The sequence below is a fragment of the Streptomyces sannanensis genome (assembly GCF_039536205.1).
Classification (GTDB): domain Bacteria; phylum Actinomycetota; class Actinomycetes; order Streptomycetales; family Streptomycetaceae; genus Streptomyces; species Streptomyces sannanensis.
In genome coordinates this window covers 7,046,837-7,072,048 of sequence record NZ_BAAAYL010000001.1, presented here as the reverse complement: position 1 = coordinate 7,072,048, position 25,212 = coordinate 7,046,837, and the positions used below count along the sequence as shown (strand labels likewise).

22 protein-coding genes and 3 pseudogenes are annotated in these 25,212 nt (G+C 70.6%); 15 read left to right on the top strand and 10 right to left on the bottom strand.

The genetic code is table 11. The annotated features are described in order from the left end of the window. Window positions 1–4: 4 nt before the first annotated feature. Window positions 5–1,435, bottom strand: a complete 1,431-nt coding sequence (locus tag ABD858_RS32955) for a dihydrolipoyl dehydrogenase family protein (RefSeq protein WP_345033974.1) — start codon at window positions 1,433–1,435, stop codon at window positions 5–7. A 117-nt stretch (window positions 1,436–1,552) separates the two neighbouring features. Between ABD858_RS32955 and trxA the strand changes: the two genes are divergently transcribed. From trxA to ABD858_RS32940, 3 genes are all read left to right on the top strand, one after another. Then, window positions 1,553–1,918: a thioredoxin gene (gene trxA / locus ABD858_RS32950; protein ID WP_345033975.1), complete on the top strand. Its 366-nt coding sequence runs from the start codon at window positions 1,553–1,555 to the stop codon at window positions 1,916–1,918. 319 nt (window positions 1,919–2,237) lie between these two features. Then, window positions 2,238–3,659, top strand: coding sequence for an amidase (locus tag ABD858_RS32945; protein WP_345033976.1), 1,422 nt, complete (start codon window positions 2,238–2,240; stop codon window positions 3,657–3,659). Window positions 3,660–3,788: 129 nt separating this feature from the next. Next, window positions 3,789–3,971: a hypothetical protein gene (locus ABD858_RS32940; RefSeq protein ID WP_345033977.1), complete on the top strand. Its 183-nt coding sequence runs from the start codon at window positions 3,789–3,791 to the stop codon at window positions 3,969–3,971. 351 nt (window positions 3,972–4,322) lie between these two features. Here the strand turns inward: ABD858_RS32940 and ABD858_RS32935 are convergent, their stop codons facing one another. Together ABD858_RS32935 and ABD858_RS32930 are read right to left on the bottom strand one after the other, a co-directional pair. Next, window positions 4,323–4,622: a hypothetical protein gene (locus ABD858_RS32935; RefSeq protein WP_345033980.1), complete on the bottom strand. Its 300-nt coding sequence runs from the start codon at window positions 4,620–4,622 to the stop codon at window positions 4,323–4,325. Window positions 4,623–5,247: 625 nt separating this feature from the next. After that, window positions 5,248–6,081, bottom strand: coding sequence for a TIGR02452 family protein (locus tag ABD858_RS32930; RefSeq protein WP_345033982.1), 834 nt, complete (start codon window positions 6,079–6,081; stop codon window positions 5,248–5,250). Between the two features lie 179 nt (window positions 6,082–6,260). Here ABD858_RS32930 and egtA point away from each other — a divergent pair, with 179 nt between their 5' ends. Genes egtA through egtD form a run of 4 tightly spaced genes read left to right on the top strand, consistent with a single transcriptional unit; the run spans window position 6,261 to window position 10,571 of the window. Continuing rightward, window positions 6,261–7,535 (top strand): ergothioneine biosynthesis glutamate--cysteine ligase EgtA, encoded by a 1,275-nt coding sequence (gene egtA / locus ABD858_RS32925; protein WP_345033985.1) that lies wholly within the window; start codon window positions 6,261–6,263, stop codon window positions 7,533–7,535. Continuing rightward, on the top strand, window positions 7,532–8,857 hold the full coding sequence (gene egtB / locus ABD858_RS32920; RefSeq protein WP_345033986.1) for an ergothioneine biosynthesis protein EgtB: 1,326 nt from the start codon (window positions 7,532–7,534) through the stop codon (window positions 8,855–8,857). Before egtA ends, egtB begins: the two co-directional genes overlap by 4 nt. Next, window positions 8,857–9,612, top strand: coding sequence for an ergothioneine biosynthesis protein EgtC (egtC, locus tag ABD858_RS32915; RefSeq protein WP_345033988.1), 756 nt, complete (start codon window positions 8,857–8,859; stop codon window positions 9,610–9,612). The genes egtB and egtC overlap by 1 nt, the downstream gene beginning before the upstream one ends. Then, on the top strand, window positions 9,609–10,571 hold the full coding sequence (egtD, locus tag ABD858_RS32910; protein WP_345033990.1) for an L-histidine N(alpha)-methyltransferase: 963 nt from the start codon (window positions 9,609–9,611) through the stop codon (window positions 10,569–10,571). Before egtC ends, egtD begins: the two co-directional genes overlap by 4 nt. Here the strand turns inward: egtD and ABD858_RS32905 are convergent. From ABD858_RS32905 to ABD858_RS32895, 3 genes are all read right to left on the bottom strand, one after another. Then, on the bottom strand, window positions 10,466–11,335 hold the full coding sequence (locus ABD858_RS32905; protein WP_345033991.1) for a lysophospholipid acyltransferase family protein: 870 nt from the start codon (window positions 11,333–11,335) through the stop codon (window positions 10,466–10,468). The genes egtD and ABD858_RS32905 overlap by 106 nt on opposite strands. Further along, window positions 11,332–12,102 (bottom strand): GNAT family N-acetyltransferase, encoded by a 771-nt coding sequence (locus ABD858_RS32900; protein WP_345044199.1) that lies wholly within the window; start codon window positions 12,100–12,102, stop codon window positions 11,332–11,334. The genes ABD858_RS32905 and ABD858_RS32900 overlap by 4 nt, the downstream gene beginning before the upstream one ends. Before the next feature lie 155 nt (window positions 12,103–12,257). Then, window positions 12,258–13,745 (bottom strand): glycosyltransferase family 39 protein, encoded by a 1,488-nt coding sequence (locus ABD858_RS32895; protein WP_345033992.1) that lies wholly within the window; start codon window positions 13,743–13,745, stop codon window positions 12,258–12,260. Window positions 13,746–13,895: 150 nt separating this feature from the next. Between ABD858_RS32895 and ABD858_RS32890 the strand changes: the two genes are divergently transcribed. The 4 genes from ABD858_RS32890 to ABD858_RS32875 all read left to right on the top strand — a co-directional run bounded on the left by ABD858_RS32890 (window position 13,896) and on the right by ABD858_RS32875 (window position 16,356). Then, window positions 13,896–14,111 carry a dodecin gene (locus ABD858_RS32890; protein WP_345033994.1) on the top strand — a complete coding sequence of 72 codons (216 nt, stop codon included), beginning with the start codon at window positions 13,896–13,898 and terminating at the stop codon, window positions 14,109–14,111. A 221-nt stretch (window positions 14,112–14,332) separates the two neighbouring features. Then, the gene (locus tag ABD858_RS32885; RefSeq protein WP_345033996.1) at window positions 14,333–15,529 is read left to right on the top strand and encodes a helix-turn-helix domain-containing protein; all 1,197 of its coding nucleotides are present in this window, start codon (window positions 14,333–14,335) and stop codon (window positions 15,527–15,529) included. Between the two features lie 171 nt (window positions 15,530–15,700). After that, window positions 15,701–16,003: a hypothetical protein gene (locus tag ABD858_RS32880; protein WP_345033998.1), complete on the top strand. Its 303-nt coding sequence runs from the start codon at window positions 15,701–15,703 to the stop codon at window positions 16,001–16,003. After that, entirely contained in the window at window positions 16,000–16,356 is a 357-nt protein-coding gene (locus tag ABD858_RS32875) for a hypothetical protein (RefSeq protein WP_345034000.1), read from the top strand. The genes ABD858_RS32880 and ABD858_RS32875 overlap by 4 nt, the downstream gene beginning before the upstream one ends. A 288-nt stretch (window positions 16,357–16,644) precedes the next feature. Here ABD858_RS32875 and ABD858_RS32870 read toward each other — a convergent pair whose 3' ends face one another. Beyond that, window positions 16,645–17,769: an SMI1/KNR4 family protein gene (locus ABD858_RS32870; protein ID WP_345034001.1), complete on the bottom strand. Its 1,125-nt coding sequence runs from the start codon at window positions 17,767–17,769 to the stop codon at window positions 16,645–16,647. A gap of 169 nt (window positions 17,770–17,938) precedes the next feature. On the opposite strand from ABD858_RS32870, the pseudogene ABD858_RS32865 reads away from it, so the two are divergent. The 3 genes and pseudogenes from ABD858_RS32865 to ABD858_RS32855 form a co-directional block, all read left to right on the top strand. Continuing rightward, window positions 17,939–18,106 (top strand): annotated as a pseudogene (locus tag ABD858_RS32865) (IS5/IS1182 family transposase); the annotation flags it as partial. A gap of 136 nt (window positions 18,107–18,242) precedes the next feature. Then, window positions 18,243–18,719 carry a hypothetical protein gene (locus tag ABD858_RS32860; protein ID WP_345034002.1) on the top strand — a complete coding sequence of 159 codons (477 nt, stop codon included), beginning with the start codon at window positions 18,243–18,245 and terminating at the stop codon, window positions 18,717–18,719. A gap of 65 nt (window positions 18,720–18,784) precedes the next feature. Continuing rightward, window positions 18,785–20,263 carry an ISKra4 family transposase gene (locus ABD858_RS32855; RefSeq protein WP_425586129.1) on the top strand — a complete coding sequence of 493 codons (1,479 nt, stop codon included), beginning with the start codon at window positions 18,785–18,787 and terminating at the stop codon, window positions 20,261–20,263. 109 nt (window positions 20,264–20,372) lie between these two features. Here ABD858_RS32855 and ABD858_RS32850 read toward each other — a convergent pair. After that, a pseudogene (locus ABD858_RS32850) lies at window positions 20,373–20,540 on the bottom strand (IS1380 family transposase); the annotation flags it as partial. On the opposite strand from ABD858_RS32850, the pseudogene ABD858_RS32845 reads away from it, so the two are divergent. Beyond that, window positions 20,540–20,884 (top strand): annotated as a pseudogene (locus ABD858_RS32845) (ABC transporter); the annotation flags it as partial. The pseudogenes ABD858_RS32850 and ABD858_RS32845 sit on opposite strands and share 1 nt — an antisense overlap. Before the next feature lie 302 nt (window positions 20,885–21,186). On the opposite strand, the gene ABD858_RS32835 reads toward ABD858_RS32845, so the two are convergent. Both ABD858_RS32835 and ABD858_RS32830 read right to left on the bottom strand, forming a co-directional pair. Next, entirely contained in the window at window positions 21,187–23,424 is a 2,238-nt protein-coding gene (locus ABD858_RS32835) for an alkaline phosphatase family protein (protein ID WP_345034004.1), read from the bottom strand. Window positions 23,425–23,998: 574 nt separating this feature from the next. Further along, window positions 23,999–25,207, bottom strand: a complete 1,209-nt coding sequence (locus tag ABD858_RS32830; RefSeq protein ID WP_345034006.1) for an RNA-guided endonuclease InsQ/TnpB family protein — start codon at window positions 25,205–25,207, stop codon at window positions 23,999–24,001. Window positions 25,208–25,212 lie beyond the last annotated feature (5 nt).

Genomic DNA, 25,212 nt, shown 5'->3' with positions numbered 1-25,212 from the left:
TCCTTCACTTCCGGTACGTCTCCAGCAGCCGCAGCCATACCTCGCTGATGGTCGGATAAGCCGGGACCGCGTGCCACAGCCGGTCGATGGGCACCTCGCCGGCGACCGCCACGGTTGCGGAGTGCAGCAGCTCTCCGACCCCGGGGCCCACGAACGTCGCGCCCAGCAGGACCTCCCGGTCAAGGTCGACGATCATCCGGGCATGGCCGCGGTAGCCCTCGGCGTACAGCCCGGCGCCCGCCACCGCCCCGAGGTCGTGGTCGACGGCCCGTACCCGGTACCCGGCCGCTTCGGCGGCCTCGAGAGTGAGGCCGACGGAGGCGGCCTCCGGGTCCGTGAAGACCACCTGCGGTACGGCGGCGTGGTCGGCGGTCGCGGTGTGCGCGCCCCAGCGGCCGGTGTCCAGCGGCCGGCCTGCCGCCCGGGCCGCGATGGCGGGGCCCGCGATACGGGCCTGGTACTTGCCCTGATGGGTGAGCAGCGCCCGCCGGTTGACGTCCCCGACCGCGTACAGCCAGTCGCTGCCCACCACCCGGCAGGTGTCGTCCACCTCCAGCCACGCGCCCGGCTCCAGGCCTACCGTCTCCAGGCCGATGTCCTCGGTGCGCGGGGCACGGCCCGTCGCGAACAGCACCTCGTCGGCCTCGATGTGCTCACCGCCGTCGAGAACCAGGGACACGGGATGTCCGGCGCCGCTGTCCCGTACCAGCGCGGCGACCGAGACGCCGGTACGGACCGTGACCCCGGCCTCGGTCAGCGCCTCGGCGACCAGGTCACCCGCGAAGGGCTCCATCCGGGGCAGCAGCCGGTCGCCGCGCACCAGGAGGGTCACCTCGGCCCCGAGGGCACGCCAGGCGGTGGCCATCTCGGTGCCCACCACTCCCCCGCCGACCACGGCGAGCCTGCCGGGGACCTGCTGGGCACTGGTTGCCTCGCGGCTGGTCCAGACATGCCCGTAGGCGAGGCCGGGCAGCGGAGGCAGCACGGCCCGGCTGCCGGTGCACACGGCGACCGCGTGCCGCGCGGTCAGGATGTGGCGGTCGCCCTCCGGGCCGCTGACGGTGACCCGGCGGGGGCCGGTCAGCCGGCCGTGGCCGCGGTAGAGCCTGGCGCCGATGCCGTCCACCCATTCGGCCTGGCCGTCGTCCTTCCAGTGCGCGGTCTTCTCGTCCCGGCGGGCGAGCACCGCCTGCGTGTCGAGCGGGCCGTCCACCGCCTGCCCAAGCCCGGGGAGGCGGCGTGCGTCCGCCCGGGCGATGACCGGGCGCAGCAGCGCCTTGCTGGGCATGCAGGCCCAGTACGAGCATTCGCCGCCGACCAGCTCGGACTCCACCACCGCCGTACTCAGGCCGGCGGCCCTGGTGCGGTCCGCCACGTTCTCGCCGGTGGGGCCTGCGCCCAGCACCACTACGTCGTATTCCGACTCCTCCGTCATACGCACAGTCTGGTGCGGGTCGCACGGCGTGGCCACAGGGCGGGCGGAATACCCCCGGTACGGTCCGGGTTGTGGCGGGTGGCTCCATCGGGGAGCCGGAAGGAAAGAGAGGGCGACGTGGCGACTGTCGAGCTCACCAAGGACAACTTCGATCAGATCGTGTCGGAGAACGACTTCGTTCTGATCGACTTCTGGGCCGCGTGGTGCGGTCCGTGCCGGCAGTTCGGACCGGTCTTCGAAGCGGCCTCCGAGCGCCACGAGGACCTGGTCTTCGGCAAGGTCGACACGGAGGCCCAGCCGGAGCTGGCAGCGGCCTTCGGGATCAGCTCCATCCCCACGCTGATGATCGTGCGGGAGAAGGTCGCGGTCTTCGCCCAGCCGGGCGCCCTGCCCGCGCCCGCCCTGGAGGATCTGATCGGCCAGGCCCGCGCACTGGACATGGACGAGGTCCGCAAGTCCGTCGCGGAGGCGGAGGCCGGCTGACGCGGGGGTGTTGCGTGCGGCTGTGCCTGGTACTCGGTATCCCGCGCTGTTCCTGGTGGGCGCCGGCCTCTCCGTGCCGGGCGCACTCGCCGTACGCCCGATCCGTCCGCTGACCCGGTCGACACCCGTTCGCAGTACCGGAGCGGGCCGCCCTGCTCGTGAGGCGCGGCTTCGACGTCTCCGTACGGTCACCAGGGCGTGCCGCGCCCTCCACCGTGCGGCTTCGACGGCTTCATGTCCTCGCCGGACGAATGGATCTGACGCATGAGACGGGACCTCCCGCTACCCTGGTCACTGCCAGCGAGTAACGGGAGGTTCCGTGTCGACACCTCTCCCGGCGGGTCTGCTGGACACCGCCCGCTCCCTCGCCCAAGGCGACGTCTCCGCACGGGAGTTGACCGAGCAGACCCTCGAAAGGATCTCGGCGTCCCAGCCGGTGCTCAACGCCTTCCGGGTGGTACGCGCGGAGAGTGCGCTCGCCGAGGCCGAGGCCGCCGACCGGTTGCTGTCCGAGGGCGTCCGGCTGCCGCTGCTGGGTGTGCCGGTCGCCGTGAAGGACGACATGGACGTGGCCGGCGAACCGACCGCCTTCGGCTGTCCCGGCAGCTTCCCGCCGAAAGCCGCCGACAGCGAGGCGGTACGGCGCCTCAGGGCGGCCGGAGCCGTGATCGTCGGCAAGACGAACACCCCGGAGCTCGGGCAGTGGCCGTTCACCGAGGGGCCCGCTTTCGGGGACACCCGTAATCCCTGGAACACCCGCCACACACCCGGCGGTTCATCGGGCGGGTCGGCCGCCGCGGTGGCGGCGGGACTCGTCCCGGCCGCCCTCGGCTCCGACGGCGCGGGATCCATACGGATCCCCGCCGCCTGGACCCACCTGGTCGGCATCAAGCCCCAGCGCGGCCGCATCTCCACCTGGCCCGACGCCGAGGCCTTCAACGGCATCACCGTCCATGGCGTGCTGGCCCGTACGGTCGCCGACGCCGCGCTGATGCTGGACGCCGCGAGCGGACCGCACACCGGCGATCTGCACCGGCCGCCCGCCGTCGACGCGTCCGCCGCCGCGAACCGCGACCCCGGCCGGCTGCGCATCGCGCTCTCCACACGGATGCCGTTCACCGCCACGTCCAAGCACCTGGACCCTCGCGTACGGGCCGCGGTGACCCGGCTGGCCGAGCGGCTGACGGCCCTCGGCCATGACGTCGCGGCAGCGGACCCCTCGTACGGCGCGGTCGGACCGGCCTTCATACCGCGCGCCACCGCCGGCCTGCGCGAGTGGGCGTCCCGCGTACCGGAACCGGCCCTGCTCGACCCGCGCACCCGTGGCACCGTCCGTCTGGGCGGACTGCTCGACGGAGCCCCGCTGCGCCTGGCGCGCCGGGCGGAGTCCGTACTCCACCGCCGCATCGGCGAAATCTTCGACCGCTTCGACGTCGTTCTGGCACCGACCACCGCCACTCCCCCACCCCCGGTGGGCGCCCTGATCGGTCTCTCCGGCCACCGCCTCGACCGCGCGGTGATCGCGGCCTGCCCCTACGCCTGGCCGTGGAACGTCCTCGGCTGGCCCGGCGTCAACGTCCCCGCGGGCTTCACACCCGACGGCCTGCCGCTCGGCGCCCAGCTCCTCGGCCCGGCGCACAGCGAGCCGCTGCTGATCTCACTGGCCGCACAACTCGAGTCGGACCAGCGCTGGTTCGAGCACCGGCCGCCCCCGCTCCATCGCCCCGGGCCCGCCTCATAGGTACGCTCCCCGCATGGACGACGCGACGATGACGGGCCTGCTCGGACGGGTGACCGGCACGGCCGGGCTTCGCCCTCATCGGGCTCAAGCGCACCGGGCCGAGCCTGATGTGGACCGTCGTGTGGTTCCGTGCCGGCCGTACCGATCGCCGACGCGGGCGGGCTGACCGGCCTGTGGGCTGCGCTGGCCTGCGCGAACCTGCTCCAGGCCGGCAGCAAGCTGGTGTCCTTCCTGCGGCACGGCACGCAGGCCGGCGCAAGTGTCCCGGCCGGCACGCCCGTTGGGGACACTTCCCGGGTGGAGGCGGGGTGAGGCGGGCCTCCCGAACCTGAACCCTGTCGGCCACGCCGGCCGGTGTGCGCTGAACGCGCTGATCGGGCGTGGAACCCGATCAGCGCGTCGCGGACGACAGGGGTATCGAACGGGGCCGACGGCATGTCGGACATGTTCGCCAAGACACTGACCATGGGCGGTACGGGCCTCGGCCTGACCCGGCAGCCGCTGGCCCAGATGGGGCCGGCGCAGCAGAACGGGCATCAGGGCCGGCCGGCCACCAAGCCCCCCTCGCCGAGCGGATCCCGCTGGGCGAAGACGAGGAGGAGTGAGGCGGGCGCGTGGCCGGGCCGGTCGCACCCCGGCCGTACGCCGCCGCCGGGCGTGGCGTCAGGGTGCCAGCTGGCTGAAGCCCACTTCAAAGCGTTCGACCGAAACGACTCGCTGGCCTTCCCTCCGGGTGGTCTCCTCGCGGATCCGGGTGGCACGGTCCTCGCTGCCCCTCATGGTGTCCTCGTTCTCCCACAGGCTCAGCGTCATGGCTTTCCCGGAGGCCCGGTCGAGGAGGTAGTAGACGCCCCGGAAGCCGGGAAGGTCCTGGACCTGCTGGAAGGCCGACCTGGAACTGGCGGTCAGATCGCCCTTCGCAGGCACGGGTGACCCCTGGTAGGTGCTCAGCCTCGCGAACATCGCTGTCACCACCTCCCTGGCGGCCCGCCGGCCGGAAGACCGGCCCCTCAAATCCAGGGTCCTCCGGCAGCCCGCACCCCGCCACCCGTCAGCCGTCCGCCGGCACCGCCCACAGCTCGGGGGCCTTCGAGGGCCCACAGCACGGTGCCGCGCACGCCATGCCGCCGCAGGACCGGCGGATGGCCGGCGTCCCCCCGGGCGTCCTGGCACCGGACGGTGCGCTGCACGCCTGCTTCGCGGTAGGTGAAGGCCGGGCGTGCGGGACTCCGTGTCCAGCCGGTACGACGCACCCCGCGCGAGGCGCGGTTCCTCGGCCTGCTTCCAGGTGACACGGCGGGCGCGGCCGGTCCCGCCGGGTCCCCAGTCCCAGCCGTAGACGGGCAGCACCATCTCGATCCGCTCCCGGGGGACGAGCGCGGTGGCGCACCGCAGGATGTCGGGCGTCCGGCCGCGGCGGGCGCGGACAGGGCCAGGGCGGGCAGCGCCGCCGTGACGACGAGGTCGGCAGGCGAGCGAGGACATGGCGTGCCGGTCCATGGGCCACCACCTGAACGTCCGTCCCGGCCGGCCGTTCCCCGCTGCGGGATGGGCCGTACAGGTTCTAGCGTGGCAATCGTGACAAATCCTACCGAAGGGCCCCATGGTGAAACGCCGTCTCGAACGCCCGGCGGGTGGCCGCATCGGGCGTACGGTCCAGTACGCCGAAGACGATGTGCTCGAAATGGCCGGAGAACCGGCCCCCTGCCATCAGCAGCGCCTGGAATGCGTTCGCCACCTGCGCCGGGTCGTTGCGGAACACCCCGCAGCCCCAGGCCCCCAGCACCAGCCTCCGGTAGCCGCAGACGGCGGCGGTCTCCAGCACTCGTTCGGCGCGGTCCGCCAGTGCGGCCGGGATCCGGCCGGCCAGCTCCGGCGTGGTCCGCAGGATCACCCCGGCGTTGGGTGCGGGCGCGGTCAGGAAACCCGCCCGGTACGGCTCTTCCAGAAGCGTGCCCCGGTCGTCGCGGAAGACCGGCACGCCCGGCGAGTGAATCACCCGGTCGGAGTAGAAGACATCACGCTCGACCCGGTGGTGGTCGTAGAACTCCGGCACCCGCAGCAGGCAGGCGTACAGCGCGGAGGACCGGCACAGTGCCTCCTCCTGTGCCTGGGCGCCGTTCAGGAAGCCTCCGCCAGGATTGCGTGCCGAGGCGAAACCGAGGACGGCGACCGGGTCCGGCGCGGCGGATACGAGACGGCGGGCAGCCTCCAGGCTGCTTTCGGCCGTGACTTCGATTACTGTCGTAAAGTCCCGGTCGGGTGTCACCGGGACGGGGTCCGGACCGTACAGCCGGGTTCCCGCCTCGGCCGCGGCCACGGAGGCGGCGATCGACACCTCGTGCCCCGCGGGTGTCTCGTACCCGCCGGCCCTGACGATCTCCATGGTCTGCTGTGCGATGTTCCGCAGGCGTCTGCTCATGCTTCTTCTTCCGTGTGGTTCTCGCGGAGCATCGTTGACGTCCAAGTGTCGTTGCCGCAACCCCATTTCCTCTCGAAAGGGCACCCTTGTGCGACTCCACGGCACGGGATTGGGTGGGACCCGGCGCCTCCCCGGTCCCGGGTCGGCGCGCTGACGGTATTCGGAAGGAGAAACCGGCCATGCCTGCTGTGAGCATCCGGGGCGGCGACCCGCCGTTTTCCGAGGAAGCGGCGGAAGCGCTGCTGAGGGGCATCTGCTTCAAGACGGGCCCGCCCCGGTTCATCGGTGTCGAACTGGAGTGGCTCGTCCACGATCTGCACCGGCCGCATCTCCCCGTCTCCCCCGGCCGCCTCGAAGCGGCCGTCGCGGCACTCCGGGCCCTGCCCCTGCGGTCGGCCCTCACTGTCGAACCCGGCGGTCAGCTGGAGCTCAGCTCGCTCCCCGCCGCATCCCTGACGGAGGTCATCGACTCCGTATCCGCCGACCTGGGCGATGTACGCGCCGTACTGCGCGGCATGGAACTCACCCTCGCCGGGGTCGGCCACGAACCCGTCCATCCGCCGCGCCGGCTGCTGCACGAGCCCCGGTACGATGCGCTGGAGGCGTGCCTGGACCGGGCGGGCCCGCTGGGGCGGTCCATGATGTGCTCCACCGCCTCCGTCCAGGTGTGTCTGGACACCGGCCACGAGGAGCCGGGACCGCTCGGCTACGCGCGACGCTGGCGGCTCGCACACCTGCTCGGCGCCGTGCTGGTGGCGGCGTTCGCCAACTCCCCGCTGAGGAACGGGCGGCCGAGCGGCTGGCGCTCGGCCCGCCAGGCCGTGTGGGCCGGGCTCGACCCGCTGCGTGCCCTCGCGCCGCGCCCGGACGAGGAGCCGCGGACCGGCTGGGCACGGCACGCGCTGGACACCCCGGTGATGTGCATCCGCGCCGCCGACGGGCCGTGGACCGTACCTGAGGGGCTCACCTTCCGGCAGTGGCTGCGCACCGGCCGGCCACGTCCGCCCGCCCGGGCCGACCTCGAGTACCACCTGACCACGCTGTTCCCGCCGGTGCGCCCGCGCGGCCATCTCGAGCTGCGCATGATCGACGCACAGCCCGGCGAGGACGGCTGGATGGTGCCGGTCGCCGTCACCACCGCGCTGTTCGACGATCCGGAGGCGTCGGAGACGGTCTACCGGGCCGTCAAACCGCTGGCCGAGACGGCAGGGGCGATGCCCGCACCCCGCAATCCGCTGTGGCTGAACGCCGCCAGATACGGCCTGGCCGACCCCGAGTTGCACGCGGCCGCCGTCGTCTGCTTCTCCGCGGCCCTCGACGCACTCCCCCGGCTCGGCGCCCGCAGCGCCCTACGGGACGCGGTCGCCGCGTTCGCCGACCGCCATGTCGCCCGGGGCCGATGTCCCGCCGACGATCTGCCCGTTCCCGCGCTCGGGAAGGAGACCCTCGCATGACCGAGCACGCCACCGACCTCGAATCACTGAGAAAGCGCGCCCTGGAGGCGCTCACCACCGCCCGGGACCGCACCGCCGCCCTCACCTCGTGTGTCGACGACCGCGAACTGATGGCCCAGCACTCGCCGTTGATGTCACCTCTGGTCTGGGACCTGGCCCACATCGGCAACCAGGAGGAGCTGTGGCTGCTGCGCGCGGTGGCCGGGCGTGAGGCGATGCGGCCCGAGATCGACTCGGTCTACGACGCGTTCGAGCATCCGCGTGCCGAGCGCCCCTCACTGCCGCTGCTCCCGCCGGCCGAGGCCCGCCGGTACGCCGCCGAGGTACGCGGCCGGGCGCTGGACGTACTGGAGCGCATCCCGCTGCACGGCACCCGGCTGACGGACGCGGCCTTCGCATTCGGGATGATCGCCCAGCACGAACAGCAGCACGACGAGACCATGCTGATCACCCATCAGCTGCGTAAGGGCCCCGCCGCGCTCCACGCCCCGCCACCCCCTGCGGCACCCGCCGACGCGGCCGCACTGCCCTCCGAAGTCCTCGTGCCCGGCGGCCCCTTCACCATGGGAACCTCCACCGAGCCCTGGGCACTGGACAACGAACGGCCCGCGCACCACCGGCTGGTGCCGGACTTCTGGATCGACACCGTGCCGGTCGCCAACGGCAGGTATCTGCGCTTCATGGAGGACGGCGGCTACCAGGACGAGCGCTGGTGGCAGTCGGAGGGCTGGGCCCAGGTCCAGGCCAACGGCCTGATCGCCCCGCTGTTCTGGCGCCGCGAAGGTGGTCAGTGGCTGACCCGGCGCTTCGGGGTCACCGAGCCCGTACGTCTCGACGAGCCCGTGCTGCATGTGAGCTGGTACGAGGCCGACGCCTACGCCCGCTGGGCCGGACGACGGCTGCCCACCGAGACCGAGTGGGAGAAGGCGGCCCGCCACGACCCGGCGACCGGCCGGTCGCGCCGCTACCCGTGGGGCGATGCCGACCCGGCGCCCGAGCACGCCAACCTGGGCCAGCGCCATCTGCGGCCCGCACCGGCCGGCAGCTACCCCGCGGGCCAGTCACCGCTGGGCGTACGGCAGTTGGTCGGTGACGTCTGGGAGTGGACGGCCAGCGACTTCCTCCCGTACCCCGGCTTCGCCGCTTTCCCGTACCGCGAGTACTCGGAGGTCTTCTTCGGCAGCGACTACAAGGTGCTGCGTGGCGGCTCCTTCGCCGTCGACCGGGTGGCCTGTCGGGGCACCTTCCGCAACTGGGACTACCCGATCCGCCGCCAGATCTTCGCCGGATTCCGCACCGCGAGAGACGCGAGGGATGTCTGATGTGTCGTCATATCGCTTACGTGGGGCCTCCCGTGCCGCTCGGTGAGCTGCTGGTCGAACCGGTGCACGGGCTGTACCGGCAGTCCTGGACTCCGCGCCTCCAGCGGAACGGGACGGTCAACGCGGACGGCTTCGGGGTCGGCTGGTACGCCGAGGGCGACCCGGTCCCGGCCCGCTACCGCCGCTCCGGTCCCATCTGGGCCGACGTGACCTTCACCGACCTGGCCCGGGTGATCCGTACCGGGGCGCTGGTCGCCGCCGTACGTGACGCCACCATGGCGAGCGCCGACGGCGCGGCCGGGGCCGCGCCGTTCGGCTCCGGCCCCTGGCTGCTCAGCCACAACGGCGCGGTCGCCGGCTGGCCGCAGTCGGTGGCTCCGCTCGCCGCCGCGCTGCCCGCGGCCGAGCTGCTGTCCCTGGAGGCGCGCTGCGACGCGGCGCTGGTGTGGGCACTCGTGCTGCACCGGCTGCGCAACGGCGACGAACCCGCCCAGGCACTGGCCGACACCGTGCTCGAGATCGCGGCCGCGGCCCCCGCTTCACGGTTGAATCTACTGCTGTCCGACGGCGAGACGGTCGCGGCGACGGCCTGGGGCGACACGCTCTGGTACCTCAACGAGCCGGGCCGCCGCACGGTCGTGGCCTCCGAGCCGTACGACGACGACCCTCACTGGCGCGAGGTTCCCGACCGCACCCTGCTGGCGGCGAGCCGCACCGACGTCCTGCTGACCCCGCTCAAGGAGCCCCTCGCGTGAGCCCGTTCCTGCTGACCCGCACCCTGCCCGAGGACGCCACGGACGCCGACCTGCGAGCCGATGTGCTGCACGGGCTGACCCGAAACCCCAAGACGCTGCCGCCGAAGTGGTTCTACGACGCACACGGCAGTGAGCTCTTCGAGGAGATCACCCGGCTGCCCGAGTACTACCCCACCCGCGCCGAGCGGGAGATCCTGATCCACCGCTCGGCGGAGATCGCCGGTCTGTCCGGCGCGCGCACCCTGGTGGAGCTCGGCTCGGGCTCGTCCGACAAGACCCGCCATCTGCTGGACGCCCTGCCGGACCTGCACGGCTATGTGCCGGTCGACGTGAGCGAAAGCGCCCTCACCGGGGCCGCCGAGGCGATCCTCGACGAGCGGCCCGGGCTGCGGGTGCACGCCCTGGTCGCCGACTTCACCCGTGGGCTCGCCCTGCCCGGCACCCCCGGGCCGCGTCTGGTGGCGTTCCTCGGCGGCACGATCGGCAATCTGCTGCCCGCCGAACGGGCCGTGTTCCTGCGGTCCGTACGGTCGTTGCTCAAGCCCGGGGACAGCCTGCTGCTCGGCACCGACCTGGTCAAGGACGAGGACACACTGGTGGCCGCGTACGACGACGCGGCCGGGGTCACCGCAGACTTCAACAAGAACGTCCTAGCGGTCATCAACCGCGAACTCGGTGCCGACTTCGACGCCGACGACTTCGCGCACGTGGCCGTCTGGGACAGGAAGAACGAATGGATCGAGATGAGGCTGCGGGCACGGCAGACGCTCACCGTCAAGATCCGCGATCTGGATCTCGTGGTGCCCTTCGAGTACGGCGAGGAGATGCGTACCGAGGTGTCGGCGAAATTCCGTCAGGACGGTGTACGGGCCGAACTGGCCGCCGCCGGGCTGACGCTGCGGAACTGGTGGACGGATGAGGCCGGGAGGTTCGCGCTGTCGCTCTCCACCGCCGACTGAGCAGCCCGTGCCAGGGAACGGCGGTCGGCATGGCGGGCCGCCGGGATCCGGGGCAGCACCCGGATCTCGGCGGTGAGCCGGCCGGCCGCCGCGACCCGCCACAGCGACGCGACCAGGGTGTCGTCACCGACGAACGCGGCCGCCCCACTGGTCTCGCCGTCCGGGCCGCGGTAGCTGATCCGTACGGGCTGCACATCCACGCCCGCGTCCAGTGCGGCCTGCAATGCGGCATGCCGGAACCGGCCCTGCCGCCGCCCGCACCAGGTGCTGCCCTCGGGGAAGACCAGCACCCGGGAACCCGCCGTCAGCGCGTCGCTGATCGCCCGCACCGTGCCGGGCAGGGCGCGCAACCGGTCGCGGTCGATGAACAGCGTGGCACCCCGGGCCGCGAGCGGCCCCAGCACGGGCCAGCGCCGAATCTCGCTCTTGGCGAGCATCCGTCCGGGCAGCACGGCGGCGAGCAGCGGCACGTCCAGCCATGAGATGTGGTTGGCGACGACCAGTGCCGCCCCCTGCCGGGGCTCGCCGGTGATGCGTATCCGTACCCCGAAGGCGCGCAGCACGGCACGGGACCAGAGACGGGTCAGGCGCTCCCTGGGGACCGCGGACAGCCGCAGCACCACCGGCGAGAGCAGCACCCCCGCCAGCACCGCCACGATGCCGGCGAGCAGCCGGAGGGCGGCGCGCAGGGGCGAGGCGGCCCGGCCCGTGTGATGGGCACAGCGCGGCGGGGTGCAGGGCGAGACGGGCAGCCAGACGTTCATCGCACCGGGGCCAGCGAGAGGAAGTGGCGCAGATAGCGGGGGTTGGTGCGGCGCAGCGACAGCAGCACGTACAGGTCGGCGACCCCGAAGTCCGGGTCGTACGCGGGCTCCCCGCAGACCCAGGCGCCCAGCCGCAGATAGCCGCGCAGCAATGCCGGGATCTCGGTGCGCCCCGCGGGACGCTCGATGCCTTCGGGGCTCCAGGGCCGCAACGGGGTCACCCGGTACTCCTCGGGGGCGAGGTGCTTGGCGGCGACGGTGTCCCAGGTGCCGGCGGCGAGGGTCCCACCGTCCGCGAGGGGGATGGAGCAGCAGCCGGCCAGCCAGGTGTGCCCGGTACGGCTCATGTAACGGGCGAGTCCGGCCCAGACGAGCGCGATGACGGCGCCGTTGCGGTGGTCGGGGTGCACACAGGAGCGGCCCACCTCGACGAGGTCGTGACGGATGGGGTCGAGCCGTCCGAGGTCGAACTCGCCGTCGGAGTAGAGCCGGCCGGCCACCCGGGCCCGGTCGGGGGGCAGCACCCGGTATGTACCGACGACCTCGCCGGTGGCCTGCTCGCGCACCAGCAGGTGGTCGCAGTACGCGTCGAAGGCGTCGATGTCCAGCCCCGGCTCGGGTCCTTCGAGCCGGGCACCCATCTCACCGGCGAACACCTGGTGCCGCAGGCGCTGCGCGGCGCGGACGTCGTGCTGGTCCCGGGCGAGCGAGACCAGATAGCCGGAGCCCGCGGGCGGGGCTGGAAGGGCGGCGGGCGAGGCGGGCATGGCGGTCATGTCGTTCTCCTGTGCCGGGCGGAAGATGCACCTCACTTTCTTCCGCCCCGGGCCGGCTTCGACATGACCTCGACGGGGCCTGTGGATGTGCGGCTGCTGAATGCCGGGCGCCGCCGGTCCCGGCGACGCCAGGGGACCCGGACGGGTCAGTCCTTGCGCACCAGCAGCGCCACGGTCAGGCCGGTCATGCGCTCCGTCCCGGATGCCGTGTAGTGGGCGCGGAGCGCGTCCGCCTGGGGGCCGGGCAGGCCCTGCAGCGGGTCCGGGTCGCCGCCCCTGACCACGAGCCAGAGCCGCTTCTCCTTTCCCACGCACTCGGCCGGACGGGGGCAGTAGACCGGGTCCGACTCATGGAGTTCGGCCGCCGACCTGGCAACGAAGACATCACGCATGCTGAGCTCGCGCGGAAGATAGAAGCTGACGCCCCGGCTGTCCTCCATGCGGTCGTAGACCACCGCGTCCCCGGGGGCGTAGTACTTGCGGATGGCCCGGGCGGCTCCTTCGAAGTCCATGCTCAGCCCCAGGTGGTGTTCGAAAGTCTCCCGCACCGCCTTCTGCACGGGCAGCGTGAGCAGGGCGAGTACCGCCAGGGCCGCCGCGAGCGCGGCCTTGAACCGTACCGCCGCGGCGAGCCCGGCCCCTGCCAGGACCGCCCACGCCGGCAGGGTGAAGAGCATGTACCGGAAGTAGAAGTAGGAGATCTGCCCGTGGGAGGCCACCCAGATCACCAGTGGTGGCAGCACGGCGAGTGCGGTGCACCACAGGAGGGTGTCGTTCCGTTCCCTCCATGCCAGAGCGGCCAGCATGATCACCGCCCCCGCGCACAGTGCGGAGGCGAAGATCTGGGGCCAGATGTCGACCAGTCCCCATCCGTCCGGCTTGGCGATCCAGTAGAGCTGCCGGGACGCCTGCGACCTGCCCAGCAGAATCACCGGAACCACACAGGCCACACCGGTCACTGCGGCGATACAGAAACCCCACAGCGCCCGGCGCTCCTGCCGGCCCCGGAAGATCGCCGCGAGGAGATGGCCCAGAAGGGCGGTCAGGGCGACCAGATGCATGAGTCCGATGAACTCCACGCACAGGGCGTAGCCCGTCCAGCGCCACCAGCTGCGGGGGCGGTCCAGGGCCCGGAGCAGCATCAGCGTGGCCAGGGACACGGCCAGCAGCGTCAGGGCGTAAGGACGGGCCTCGTGGCCGAACCTGCTCACCGCCGGGATCACGGCGAACAACAGGCCGCCGGCGAGCCCGGCCCGGCGGCCGAACAGCCGCTGCCCGGTCAGCGCCACACAGACGGCGGCACCGATCATGGCCAGTGCGGAGGGCATGCGCACGGCGGTGGCCGATTCCCCGAAGACGGTCATCCACGCATGCAGCATGAAGTAGTACGCGCCGAGCACCGCGTCCACCCGCTGCACCGTCCCGAGCAACTGCTCGGCCGTACGGCCGGCGATGTCCCAGCTGGCCAGCTCGTCGCCGCCCATCTGCGGCCGCCCGATCCGGTACATGGTCATCGCCAGTGTGGCCAGCGCGGGCCACAGCCACACACCGACCGGCTGACGCGGGCGGTCTTGCCGCGCTTCCGGCGCCCGAACCTCGCCGGTGTCCTGAACAGGAGGGGGGAGAAGTGCCATGCGGAAAGCCATAGCGCCGCGGCGCTGCCCCCGGGGCGGCACACCATGGCGGACATGGCCGTTTTCGCCTGTTCGGCCCCCGGCCACGCCTCGCGGAGTACCGCCCGGTGGGGCACCGTGGAGTGACGTACCGAGAGGAGAACGGCTCTCATGTCGAACCACATCTACAAGGTCGCCGAGATCGTCGGCAGCTCGACCGAGGGTCTCGACCAGGCCATCCGCAACGGCATCGCGCGCGCCTCCCAGACGCTGCGCAGCCTCGACTGGTTCGAGGTGACCGAGATCCGCGGCCATATCGCGGAAGGCGCGATCGCCCACTACCAGGTGGGCATGAAGGTCGGCTTCCGCCTGGAGGACGCGGGGTAGGCGCACATCGTTGCTCCCCTGACGCCGAAGGCCAGGGGCCCCGTTCGACGTACCCGTAATGGCACTGGTGATCGCCGACGACAAAAAGAGCCCGGCCGCCCATCACTGCCCGGACCAGCGGTGAATGGGGGCTGCGTCCATCCGGCGTGATCAGCGTTCGGCTGATCCGGTGCGGTGTGGCGCGGGTACCGTCTGGGTGTTGCCGCAGAACGGAGTTCGCCGTGTCGCAGAGCATCGAGGAGCACACCGGCACTCGGATCGCCCGTATCCGGAAGCAGCGTGGCCTGACGCAGCAGGGCCTGGCGATGCGGGCCCATGTGTCGAAGTCGCTGTTGTCGAAGGTCGAGTGCGGGCAGAAGCCCGCGTCCCCGGCTTTTATTGCGGCCTGTGCCCGCGCACTTGGTGTCTCCACGTCCGATCTCCTGGGGCAGCCGTACGCCGAGGAGCTGCGCCGGGACCGGATGGATGCGCTGATCCAGCCGATCCGTGAAGGGCTGGAGAACTGGGACATCGCTCTGGACTGGGAAACGGCCCCGCGCCCGATCGCGCTCATCCGTGCTGATGTCCAGCGCGCGCTGGAGCAGCGTCGCCAGGCGGAGTACACGGACATGGTCCGTGATCTTCCAGGCTTGATCGACGAGTGTGTCCAGGCCGTCCACACCAGCTCCGGAGAGGACCAGCGGCTGGCCTACGAGTGCCTGGCGGGTACGTTCCGCTGTGTGTTCACCATGGCGTGGAAGTTCGGGTACATCGACCTGGCCACCGTGGCACTGGACCGCTTGGCATGGGCCGCGCCGCGTGCCGATGAGCCGGGTCTGGCGGCCATGCATGCCTTCCTCCGAGCGCAGACCACGATGGCATCCGGCCGGTACGACATCGGTGTGCGCGTAGTCGACCGCGCGCTGCGGGATCTTGAAGGCCAGGACGCACACCGCCCGGCAGCCATCGACGCCATGCGAGGGATGCTTCACCTGCGGGCCGCGGTGATCGCGGGCCGAGCGAAGGACCGGGACCACGCTGAGGCACGGCTCGCCGAGGCCCGTGCCCTGGCCCGTCAGACGGGCGAACTGCCCGACTACGGCGTGACCTGGGGGCCGGTCAACGTTGCCGTCCATGCCGTCGCCATGGCTTCGGAGATGGACGAGTTCGGCCTGGCCATCGAACGCGCCAAGGACGTGCGGATCCCACCTGACTGGACCCGGTCCCGGGCCGGGCACCACTGGATGGACCTGGGTCGGGCCTACGCCTGGGAAGGCCGCCCGGAGCAGTCTCTGAACTGTCTGCAGCGGGCCCGGCGCATCGCGCCGCAGCAGACGCGCTACCACCCGACGGTGCGGGACACCGTTCTGGCACTCAAGCGCCGCGAACGGTCCCGCAGCGGATCGCTGGCGCAGTACGCGGAGTGGGTCGGGATATAGCAGATTCCAGGCAAGAGGAGTTGCACCATTCGGTGCAACTGCCGTGCATCGCCGGTCGGCAGGCTGACGTTCAGTCAGGATCCCCGTGACCATCTCCCCGACTCGAACGGAGTCGAGAGCTTGGGGAGGAACGGTCCGGGGGCGTGGCCAACGCTGATAGGGAGCGTCGACATGCCGCACTGTTTCGCCCGCATCTTCGAGCCGCTGCTGCGGCTGCTCCGGCCCGCGCCGGGCCGCCACCGCAGACGAGATCACCAAACCGCCGGCTTCATGGCCTCGACCGTCTATCAGCCTCGCGCATCGGCTGCCCCGGGGCTGCGGGGCGAGCAGGTCGGGCTGGTACGCCCGTACCTGGTCGCGCACGAGCGGCGGGAGGCCCAGAGACAACGGGCACGGCGTCGCGCGCTGTGGCTGGCGGTCCACGGCATCGACATCGGCCCCCGGTTGCTCCACGGAGTGGAGGTCAGCGCATGACGAGCGGAACCGGCCAGCTCCGCCTGCTGCCATGGGCGGGCCCAGAGGGGAAGCCTTGCTATCTCGCAAGTGACGGGACGGGATACCTGTCCCGGCTCGCGAACAACGTGGAGTCCGCCCAGCTCGGTCTGGCCGGTGAACTCCTCCAGGAGGCGCAGCGCATTCTGGGCGGGCTTCAGTGGACGCCCGGCGAACTACACCTGTTGGCGGTCCAGTTGACCGAAGCTCTGACCAATGTGCACCGGATCGCGGTCAGCCGGGGCGCACGCCTACCCTCACCCGCCTACGAAGACGCCGATTCCCTCAACGCCCCGGACGACGAGGACGACCCGCGATCAGCCCTGCGCGACTGACCTGCCCACACCCCGATACACCGTTCCTGCCAGATGCCCGGCCGGCGGTGCAGGCAAAGGGGGACCGCGACATGGTCTCCGAGATCGACTTTTGGTAGGGCACCAGGACCGCGGGGCCGGTACCTTGGTACCCCTTGGTACCCCTTGTCCGCGAAGTAGATCGCCTCCGCTTCCGCGAGTGAGCCGCGCGCCGAGATCGCAGAAGCCTGCCGTGGAGCGGCGGCGACAGGGTGGGTTGTGCTGATGGAGTCGGCTACCTATCTCGAACTCGACCGATGCGGCGCTGAATCATTGGCCATCAGCGGCTGGTTCTGCGTCGTAGCGCTCGAATTCGATGTAGTCGAGGGGGTTCTCGTCGCGGCGTCCGAGCGGGGGCAGACCCTCGGTTGCGAACCGGCCGCGCAGCCACTCCAGCAGGGTTTTGGTGAGGTCGGTGTTGAGCGGTGGGCCTTGGGCGGCATGGCGCGGTACAACGATCAATGGCCAGTCGTCCGGCGTGGCACCTTCGGTCAGCCAGCACAGTTGGTCGCCGTCGATGGAGTCGGCGAAGGGCAGGAATCCCCCGGGCTCGGGATAGACAGCCAGGGGATGGTACTCAGGGAACTCTGCTCGCTGCCCCTGGTAGGTCTCCGCGTACCACTCGGCCCACGGTGCGAGCGCGTGCTGGTCCTCGTCGAAGGGGATGTTGAAGCGCAGCCAGCCGCACCAGGAGCCGGCCCCGTACCGCTCCATCAGTCGTACGTACTCGCCGGGCAGACGTGTGCCCAGCCGTTCGTACAGCCAGTCCCAGTTGTGCTTACCGAGCGTGGGTGTCTCCGGCGGCGGGACGAGTGCGATCAGAGTCTCCAGCCCGCTGCCTGTGGTGAGCGCCGCCCGCTGTTGAGCGGTTGGCTCCGGTCGCCGAGGCGGCGGTGTCCACGGGGTGCGCTCCAGGTCGGTTTGCATGCCACTTCGGGCGGCCACTGGGCGCATGCCGTCGGCCACGAGCCGGGCCAGCGTCGGCACGAGCGGGCTCGCGAAGCGCCGCCAGGAGTCGCGGCCCGCGTTCTCGTCGTCCTGACAGTGCATGACGACCGGCCACTGGTCGGGGTCGTCGGATGCTGTGGTGTCCCAGTAGAGGGTGTCGGCTGTACGGGTGGCGCCGAAGGGAAGGACACCAGGGGCATCACGCCGAGTCTGCTGCACCCAGGCCCCATAGTCGAACCACCCGCGGTTGACGCATGGCATGTGAAGCCAGAGCCAGGCGCCAATGTCGAGTGGGCCGTACGCGGCGGCGATGGCCTTGTAGTCGGCGGGCAGGCTCGTCCCCAACCAGGACTCGACTGCCGCCCAGTCGACAGGTACGGCGTAGTCGGCCGGCGGATCGCCGAAGATCTCGGCGAAGGCGTTGACGTGCGGGTCTGAAGCATTCACGGGTCTATAGACCTTTACCGGGAGCGAACGGGTGTTGACCGGGAGGGCGGGGAAGCACGTGAGCTCCTTCCAACCTGCCGCAAAGACAGGGTGGTTGGGCTGAAAATGTGGTGAAGCCCCTGGTAGATGGGTTTTCGACCAAGAGAACCGTCTCCACCGGAGGCTTCGCGTGCTTGTCTACCCGTCGGGCGTCGACGTGTCCAGTTCTGCCCTACGCTTCCTGTCCACCCGTCTGCGGCAGCACCGTCGCGCGATCGGCTCCCACTGGCGGCGTCTGAGCTCCGGCCGCCAGGCCCTGCTCACGCTCGCCCACCTGGGGGTGGGGCACACGTATGCGGGTGCAGATCTGATGAGGGTGCCTCGTTGGGGTGATTCGCAGAGGTTCGGGATGTGGCTGGTCGTGCCGGCTTTTACCGTCGCCGGGGTCGAGCCCGCTGTGAGGGGTGCGGGTGCTGAGCGAGGGTGGGTGTGGTGTGCCGTCGTTGATGGAGGCGTTGGAGGCCAGGCGGGCTGAAGTGCTGGGCCAGGTCGAGCGGCTGCGTGAGCAGATCGCTGGTCTGTCCGAGGAGTTGTCGCGGGCCGAGGAGCGGCTGGCGCGGTTGCAGATCGCGCGGGAGACGGTGGAGGAGGTGCTGGCCGCGCCGTCTTCTCCGGTACCAGGCACGGACGCGGGTGAGGGTGTCGGCGGGGTCGCCGTGGCGCTGGTGAAGGCCGAGGCAGAGCTGGATGTGACGGTGATGTCGCCGGAGTACCGGGAGATCATCGCCCTGTTCGCGACCTCTGGGGCGGCGATGCGCTGCAAAGAGGTCTGCCAGCACCTGGGTCTGGGGACCGAGCCGCGGCATGTGGAGGGGATGCGCTCGAAGCTGAAGAGGCTGGTGGAGCGCGGGATCCTGGCCGAGCCTTCGTCCGGGCTGTTCAAGGTTGACGGCAGGAAGCAGGGGTGGTGAGCGTGGTGGGGCCGGCCCAGAGCGCGCTCGCGGAGTGTGAGGATGCTTTCGCTGCCTCGGCGGGTATGTTCGCTGCGGCGTGTGCGGAGTTGTCGGCCCCGGAGGCGGCGGTGATGACGCACGGGCAGTTGGAGGATTTGCTGGGGGCGAGGATGCGCGAGGTCACCCGGCAGTTGTTCCAGGACCACCTGACCCTGCGGGCCAGCAACGAGGTGCGTCGGCAGGATGTCGTGGACGCCGCCGGTGTCGGGCGCTCGAGGATCGAGCGAGGCCGGCGCCGGTTGATGGCCACGGTGTTCGGCAAGGTCACTGTGGTCCGGATCGCCTATCGCGGCACTGGTGTGGGGGACCTGCACCCGGCCGACGCGGTGCTGAACCTTCCGGACGGAATGCACTCGCACGGGCTGGCCAGGCTCGCCGCGATCGAGTCCGCCCGCGGCAGCTTCGCCGACGCCTGCGAGCGGATCAACGCCCACACCGGCTCCGGCATCGGGCACCGGCAGGTCCAGGAACTCGCCATCGGCGCCGCGGCGGACATCGACGCCTTCTACGACTCCCTCGTACCGGCTCCCTGCACCGACACCACGCCACTGGTCTTGTCGGTCGACGGCAAGGGCGTGGTCATAAGACCCGAAGCCCTGCGCGCGGACACCGCCAAGGCCGCGGCCGCCAAGGGCGGCAACGCAATGAAGACCCGGCTGGCGTCCGGGGAGAAACACGGCAGGAAACGGATGGCCACCCTGGGAGCCGTCTACGATGCCGAACCCGCGCCGCGCACGGTCGACGACATCATCGCCGACCCAGACCAGCAGGACGACGCCGTCCACGGCAGGGCGCTTGAGCGTCGCCAGGGGCCGAAGGCCCGGTCGAAGTGGTTGTGCGGCTCGGTGAACGACACCGCCGCGCAGGTGGTGGCCGCCGTGTTCGACCAGGCAGAGCACCGCGACCCCGGCCACCGCCGTCCCTGGGTCGTCCTGGTCGACGGGGCCCGCCATCAGATCGACCTCATCAAGGCCGAAGCACAACAGCGCGGCGTGGACGTCCACGTCATCGTCGACCTCATCCACGTACTCGAATACCTGTGGCGAGCGGCCTGGTGCCTGCACGACATCGGCGATGCCTCCGCCGAGAGCTGGGTCGCCCGTCACGCCCGCGTCCTGCTGGCCGGTGGCGTGCAGCAGACCGCCGCCGTACTCGAGACGGCCGCCCGCGCCGCCGGACTGCACGGCGCCCAGCGCAAGGGCATCGACGAGGCCGTGAACTACCTCACCGGCAAGGCCGAGCATCTGCGCTACGACACCGCCCTGGAACACGGCTGGCCAATCGCCACCGGGATCATCGAGGGAGCATGCCGACACCTGGTCAAAGACCGCCTGGACATCACCGGCGCCCGGTGGGGCCTGGCCGGTGCTGAAGCCGTGCTCAAGCTGCGTGCCGTCCGCGCGAACGGCGACTTCGACGCCTACTGGGCCTGGCACCAGCAACAGGAGCTCATCCGCAACCACCAGACGCGCTACCGCGACCAGGTCATACCCGCCGCCTGATCGACAGCACCCTCAGAAGATCTGCACCCCACGTATGCCCAGCTTTCGGCCGGGTTCGGCGTCGGGATCACGACCGCCGGGTCGTGGGCGGGCGGGGCTGATGGGCTGATCAGGTCCACAGGCGGCAGCCGACCGCTGTCCACAAGGCGGTGAAGGCGTTTTGCCAGGGCCAGCGTTCGGGCAGGTGGAAGGTCAGGGTGCGGGCTCCGGTGGCCAACCGGGATGGGATGGCCAGGAGTTGGCGGCGGATGGTGCCGGTCCGCGCCTTCGCGTGGAATGGAACTGTCGGGCGGCGAGGCCCAACGGATCAAGCTGGCCACCGAGCTGCAGCGCACCCGCCGCGGCCACACGCTCTACCTCCTCGACGAGCCCACGACCGGGCTGCACCCGGCCGACGTCGAAGTCCTGATGCGCCAGCTGCACGGCCTGGTCGACGCAGGCCACTCGGTCGTGGTCGTCGAACACGACATGGACGTGGTCACGGACGCGGACTGGGTGATCGACCTGGGCCCGGGCGGTGGCGACGCGGGAGGCCGGATCGTCGCATCCGGCACGCCGGCCGAGGTCGCCCGCGCGGAGGGCAACCGTATGGCGCGCTACCTTGCGGCGGCACTCGGTTGATGCCCTTCGGCCGGTGTCCTCAAGCGCCGGACGGGCTGGAAGGTAACACCCTCGTCAGGGCGACCGCGGCCCGGTTGTGCCCACCCTCCCCTGGACTTCGTCCGAGGGCCGGGGCGGCCGGCCGGAGGGGCTGCGAGCGAAGGACCTGGCTGCTCGATTGGGCCTGGAGCTGGTGCCGGCGAAGGTGGAGGGTGTACGGGTGAAGGCGAAGCGGCTGGTGGTGCGGGGCCGGCCGCACGCGGCTGCCGACGATTGTCAGCAGCCGCGTGCAGCAGACTTGGCGAGTTGTCAGCTGGTTCGGTTCACGGGAGCTGTCGGATGGCGAAGGAGTCGTAGACCGCCCATGATCCGCCGGTTGTGGTGATGGTGACGGTGTTGTCGCCGGCCTTGAGGTTGGCGGCGGGCAGGGTCACGTTCAGCGTGGACGGCTTGGTGTTATTGGCCGATGTGGCGCCACCGCCGCCGCCGGCCGCGGTCTGGACGTTGCTCAGCTCGGCGCCATTGAGTCCGATCGCGAGCGCGGGCGGGGCAGTGGGGTGGGTGTCCTGCAGCCAGGCGGTGAACGTCAGATCGCTGCTCGGCGCAGTGGCGAGATTGAAGTTCAACGTGAACGTGTGCGGCTTGCTCCCGGCCCAGGAGTCGCGAGGCCCGGGCTGGATGTAACTCCAAGCGGTGGCCGGGTTACTCACACCCGCAGTGAAGGTGACGTCATTGGGGAACGTCGACGGATAGGCGCTGTATCGATTCGGGGCCAGCGCGAACTCATGACTGCTGGCATCGGTCTCCCCGGCCATCATGATCGGCTTGCCGACGCTCGCCGGCACGGTGCTGCTCGCGGGGAACTCCCCGTCGACGGACAGCGTGACCGTCGCGTGACCGAAGGCGTCCTGGGGTGGGGTGAGGGAGAACGTGACGGTCTTGGACTCCCACGCATTCAGGGTGACGGGCTGCGGCGCGCTCGCCGTCCACCCGGACGGCACGTCCGCCTGAACCGTAACGTCCGTGCCGGCGGCCGTATTATTGGCGACGTTCACCCGGACAGATGTGGAGTGCCCGGCGACCAGATCCAGGCCTGCGGGAGTAGCTGCGATGGCATCGACCGGGTTGTACCCGACGCGGATCGTGCTGGTGTCCTCGTCAGTGCTCTTCGCGTTCTTGAAGGTGGCCTGCGCGGACAGTGCCGGGTCACCGGGCTTTGCGTCCGCGGGGGCGGTGACCGTCCAGGTGGTCTTCACCGACTGGCCGGGCTCGAGCGCGGTGACCTTGGCGGGCGAGGTGGCTTCAGCCGTCCAGCCGTTGGGCACGGTGAGGTTGACGGAGGCCTGCGACAGCGCCATGGGGCTGACGTCGTTGGTGTAGGTGGTGGTCACCGTGGCGGTGGAACCGGGCTTGACGAACGTGGGCGCGTCGACCGTGAGCGAGTGCTCCGCGTTGTAGCCGGGCACGATCCACTTCTGGCTGGTCGTGCCGTCGCAGTCCCGGAGCTCCGCCGGGGTTCCGTTGGCGATGTCCGCGCCGGGGACGGTCAGGCAGCGGCCCGATGCCGGGTTGAGCAGGGAACCATTGGTCTTGGGGTGCCAGGTCTGCGCGGGGGTGCCGTCGCAGTCGGCGAGTCCGGTCTTCCCGTCCGCGGTGGCGGTCACGCACTGGTCGGCGTTGCGGATCGTGCCGTCCCCGTGCCTGACCCACTGCTGGTCGGCAGCGGATTCACAGTGCCACAGACCGAGCTCGCCCGGCTTCGCCGGGTCGGTCCGGTGGTTCTCCAGGCATCGCCCGGCCATACCCTGCAGGCGCTCGGTCTGCGACAGATCGAACGCGTCAGTGATCGTCGCGACGTCCGGGTCGGCCGTGTGGTTGATGTGGTCCAGGCCGTACATGTCCAGCAGCGTCTTCGTCACGTTGTAGTGGTTGATGCGCTCGCTGTACTCGCCGGCCTTGACCATCGGCCCGACCATGATCGTCGGGATGCGGTTGACCGGGGTGAAGTTGTCCTCGTCCCAGGTCAGCACGAACATGCTGTTGTGCGTCTTGGCCCACTGGATGTACGAGTCGAAGGTCTTCTTGACCCAGGCGTCGCCCTGCGCGAGGGTCCCGTCATGCATGCTCTGATCGCCGTTGCCCACGACAAAGGAGACGGTGGGCAGCTTTTCGAACCCCTCCGGCGTGGTCGGGAACTGCTCCAGCCGCTTGTCCATCGGGTTCAGGTTGGCCGCGGTACCCGGCGTGGTCTTGAAGCGAAACCACTGCGTGGGCTTGGCCTGGTTGGCGTGGTTCGCGAAGGTGTACCCGTGGGTCACCAGCTGGTTGGCCAGGTTGTCGGTGTCGACGGACGACGGCGCGGGATGGGTGTTGGTCTTCACGATGTCCGAGGCGGACAGCAGCGCGTAGTAGTTGGGCAGGCTCGGGTGCTGGAGGCCGTACGAGTCGGTGAACGACGCACCCTGGGCTTCCAGGGACTTGATGTACGGCACCTGGTCCTGGGGCCTGGTGGACGGGTTCTTGAGGATGTCGTCGTAGCCCTTGTTCTCCATCATCACCATGACCACATGGTCAGGCTTGGGAACCTCGGGAGGGGCCACGACCACCGCAGGCGCGGCGGCCGAAGGCGCGGCGTCCGGAGTCTCCGCGGCCGCGGAAACGGCCCCCGGAAGGGCGATACATGCCAGCAGGGCCGAGGCAATCAGGCCTCGGGTGCTTGGGCGCGCTATGCGCATGCTGGTTCTTCCTTGTTAGGGCGACAGCACACGCGCCGGCATCGCGGCGAAGAGCACCGCAAAGGCAAACGGTGACGTTTCCGTTGTGCTGTCGCAGCCATTCATGGCAGCCAGCAGCCTAGGTATGTTCACTTCCGCCGCTTCAAACCAAAGGTGAACTTCTCAAATACAGCCGGAAGTATGGGTCACCGATACCGATCCGAACGCTGCCCAGCAGACTCAAAACCTGGAGTCACCCCCGGACGATCGCATTCCGGGCGACTGAGCCGGTGGGCGGAAGCGGCCAGGCCCCAGGCCGCCCGCGGGTGACATGTTGCGGCGGACCGACGCCAACGAGCTGACGATGAATGACATCAATCCTGTTGACATCCTCGCCCCCGTGAACGAGGGCGATTCCCGCCTACCGGGCCGTTGAAGGCTGTGGTGTCGGGTGGGTTCCCGCTTCGCTGCGCGGTGCCTGGACGAGTCCCGGTCTTACCTGCGCTCCACGGGCTGTCACGGCCAGTCCGGCCGCCTTGGCGATGTTGACCGCCGCGTTGATGTCCCGGTCCAGGACCGCCCCGCAGGCCCCGCACGTCCACACGCGGACGTGAAGGGGCTTGGGGCCGTCCTTCACGCCGCACTGCGAGCAGACCTGGGAGGTGGGCTCGAAGCGGCCGATCCTGATGAAGGTGCGCCCGTATCGGGCGGCCTTGTACTCCAGCATGGTCACGAACGCCGACCATCCGGCGTCGTGCACGGACTTGGCCAGACGCGTGCGGGCCAGCCCCTTCACCGCCAGGTCCTCCACAGCGACCGCTTGGTTCTCACGGATCAGCTGTGTGGAGAGCCGGTGGTGGAACTCGCGCCGTGCGTCCGCGACACGGGCGTGTGCCCGTGCGACGCGCATCCTGGCCTTGTCCCGGTTCTTCGAGCCCTTCTCCTTGCGGGAGAGAGCACGCTGCGCCTTCTTCAGGCGCTTCTCGGCCCGGCGCAGGAAGCGCGGAGAGTCGACCTTGGTCCCGTCGGAGAGGACCGCGAAGTGCCCCAGCCCAAGATCGATGCCCACCTCGGGCGTCGTCTCCGGCAGCACCTCTTCCGGGCCGGTCTCCACCACGAAGGAGGCGAAATACCGGCCCGCGCTGTCCTTGACCACGGTCACCGTGGACGGGGTCGAGGGCAGTGTCCGCGACCACTTCACCTTCAGGTCGCCGATCTTCGGCAGGCGCAGCTTCCGCCCCGACGTGATGGACCAGCGGGCGTTCGCGGTGAACCGCACCGCCTGCCGGGTGTCCTTCCGTGACTTGTACCGGGGTGCGCCCATGCGGGGGCGCTTGCCCTTCAGGCCGTCGAAGAAGTTCCGGTACGCGGCATCCAGGTCCCGCAGGGACTGCTGCAGTACGACAGCGGAGACCTCGCCGAGCCAGGCCCGTTCCGGGGTGTTCTTCGCCTCGGTGATGAGCTGCTTGGACAGGTCGCCGGCCTTCGGGAACGGCAGCCCCTCGCTGCGGGCGGTCTCCCGAGCGCGAAGCGCGTCGTTGTAGACCACCCGCGCACACCCGAACGCCCTCGCCAGCGCCGTGCGCTGACCGGCACTCGGGTACAGCCGGAAGCTGTACCGAAGCTGCACACCGA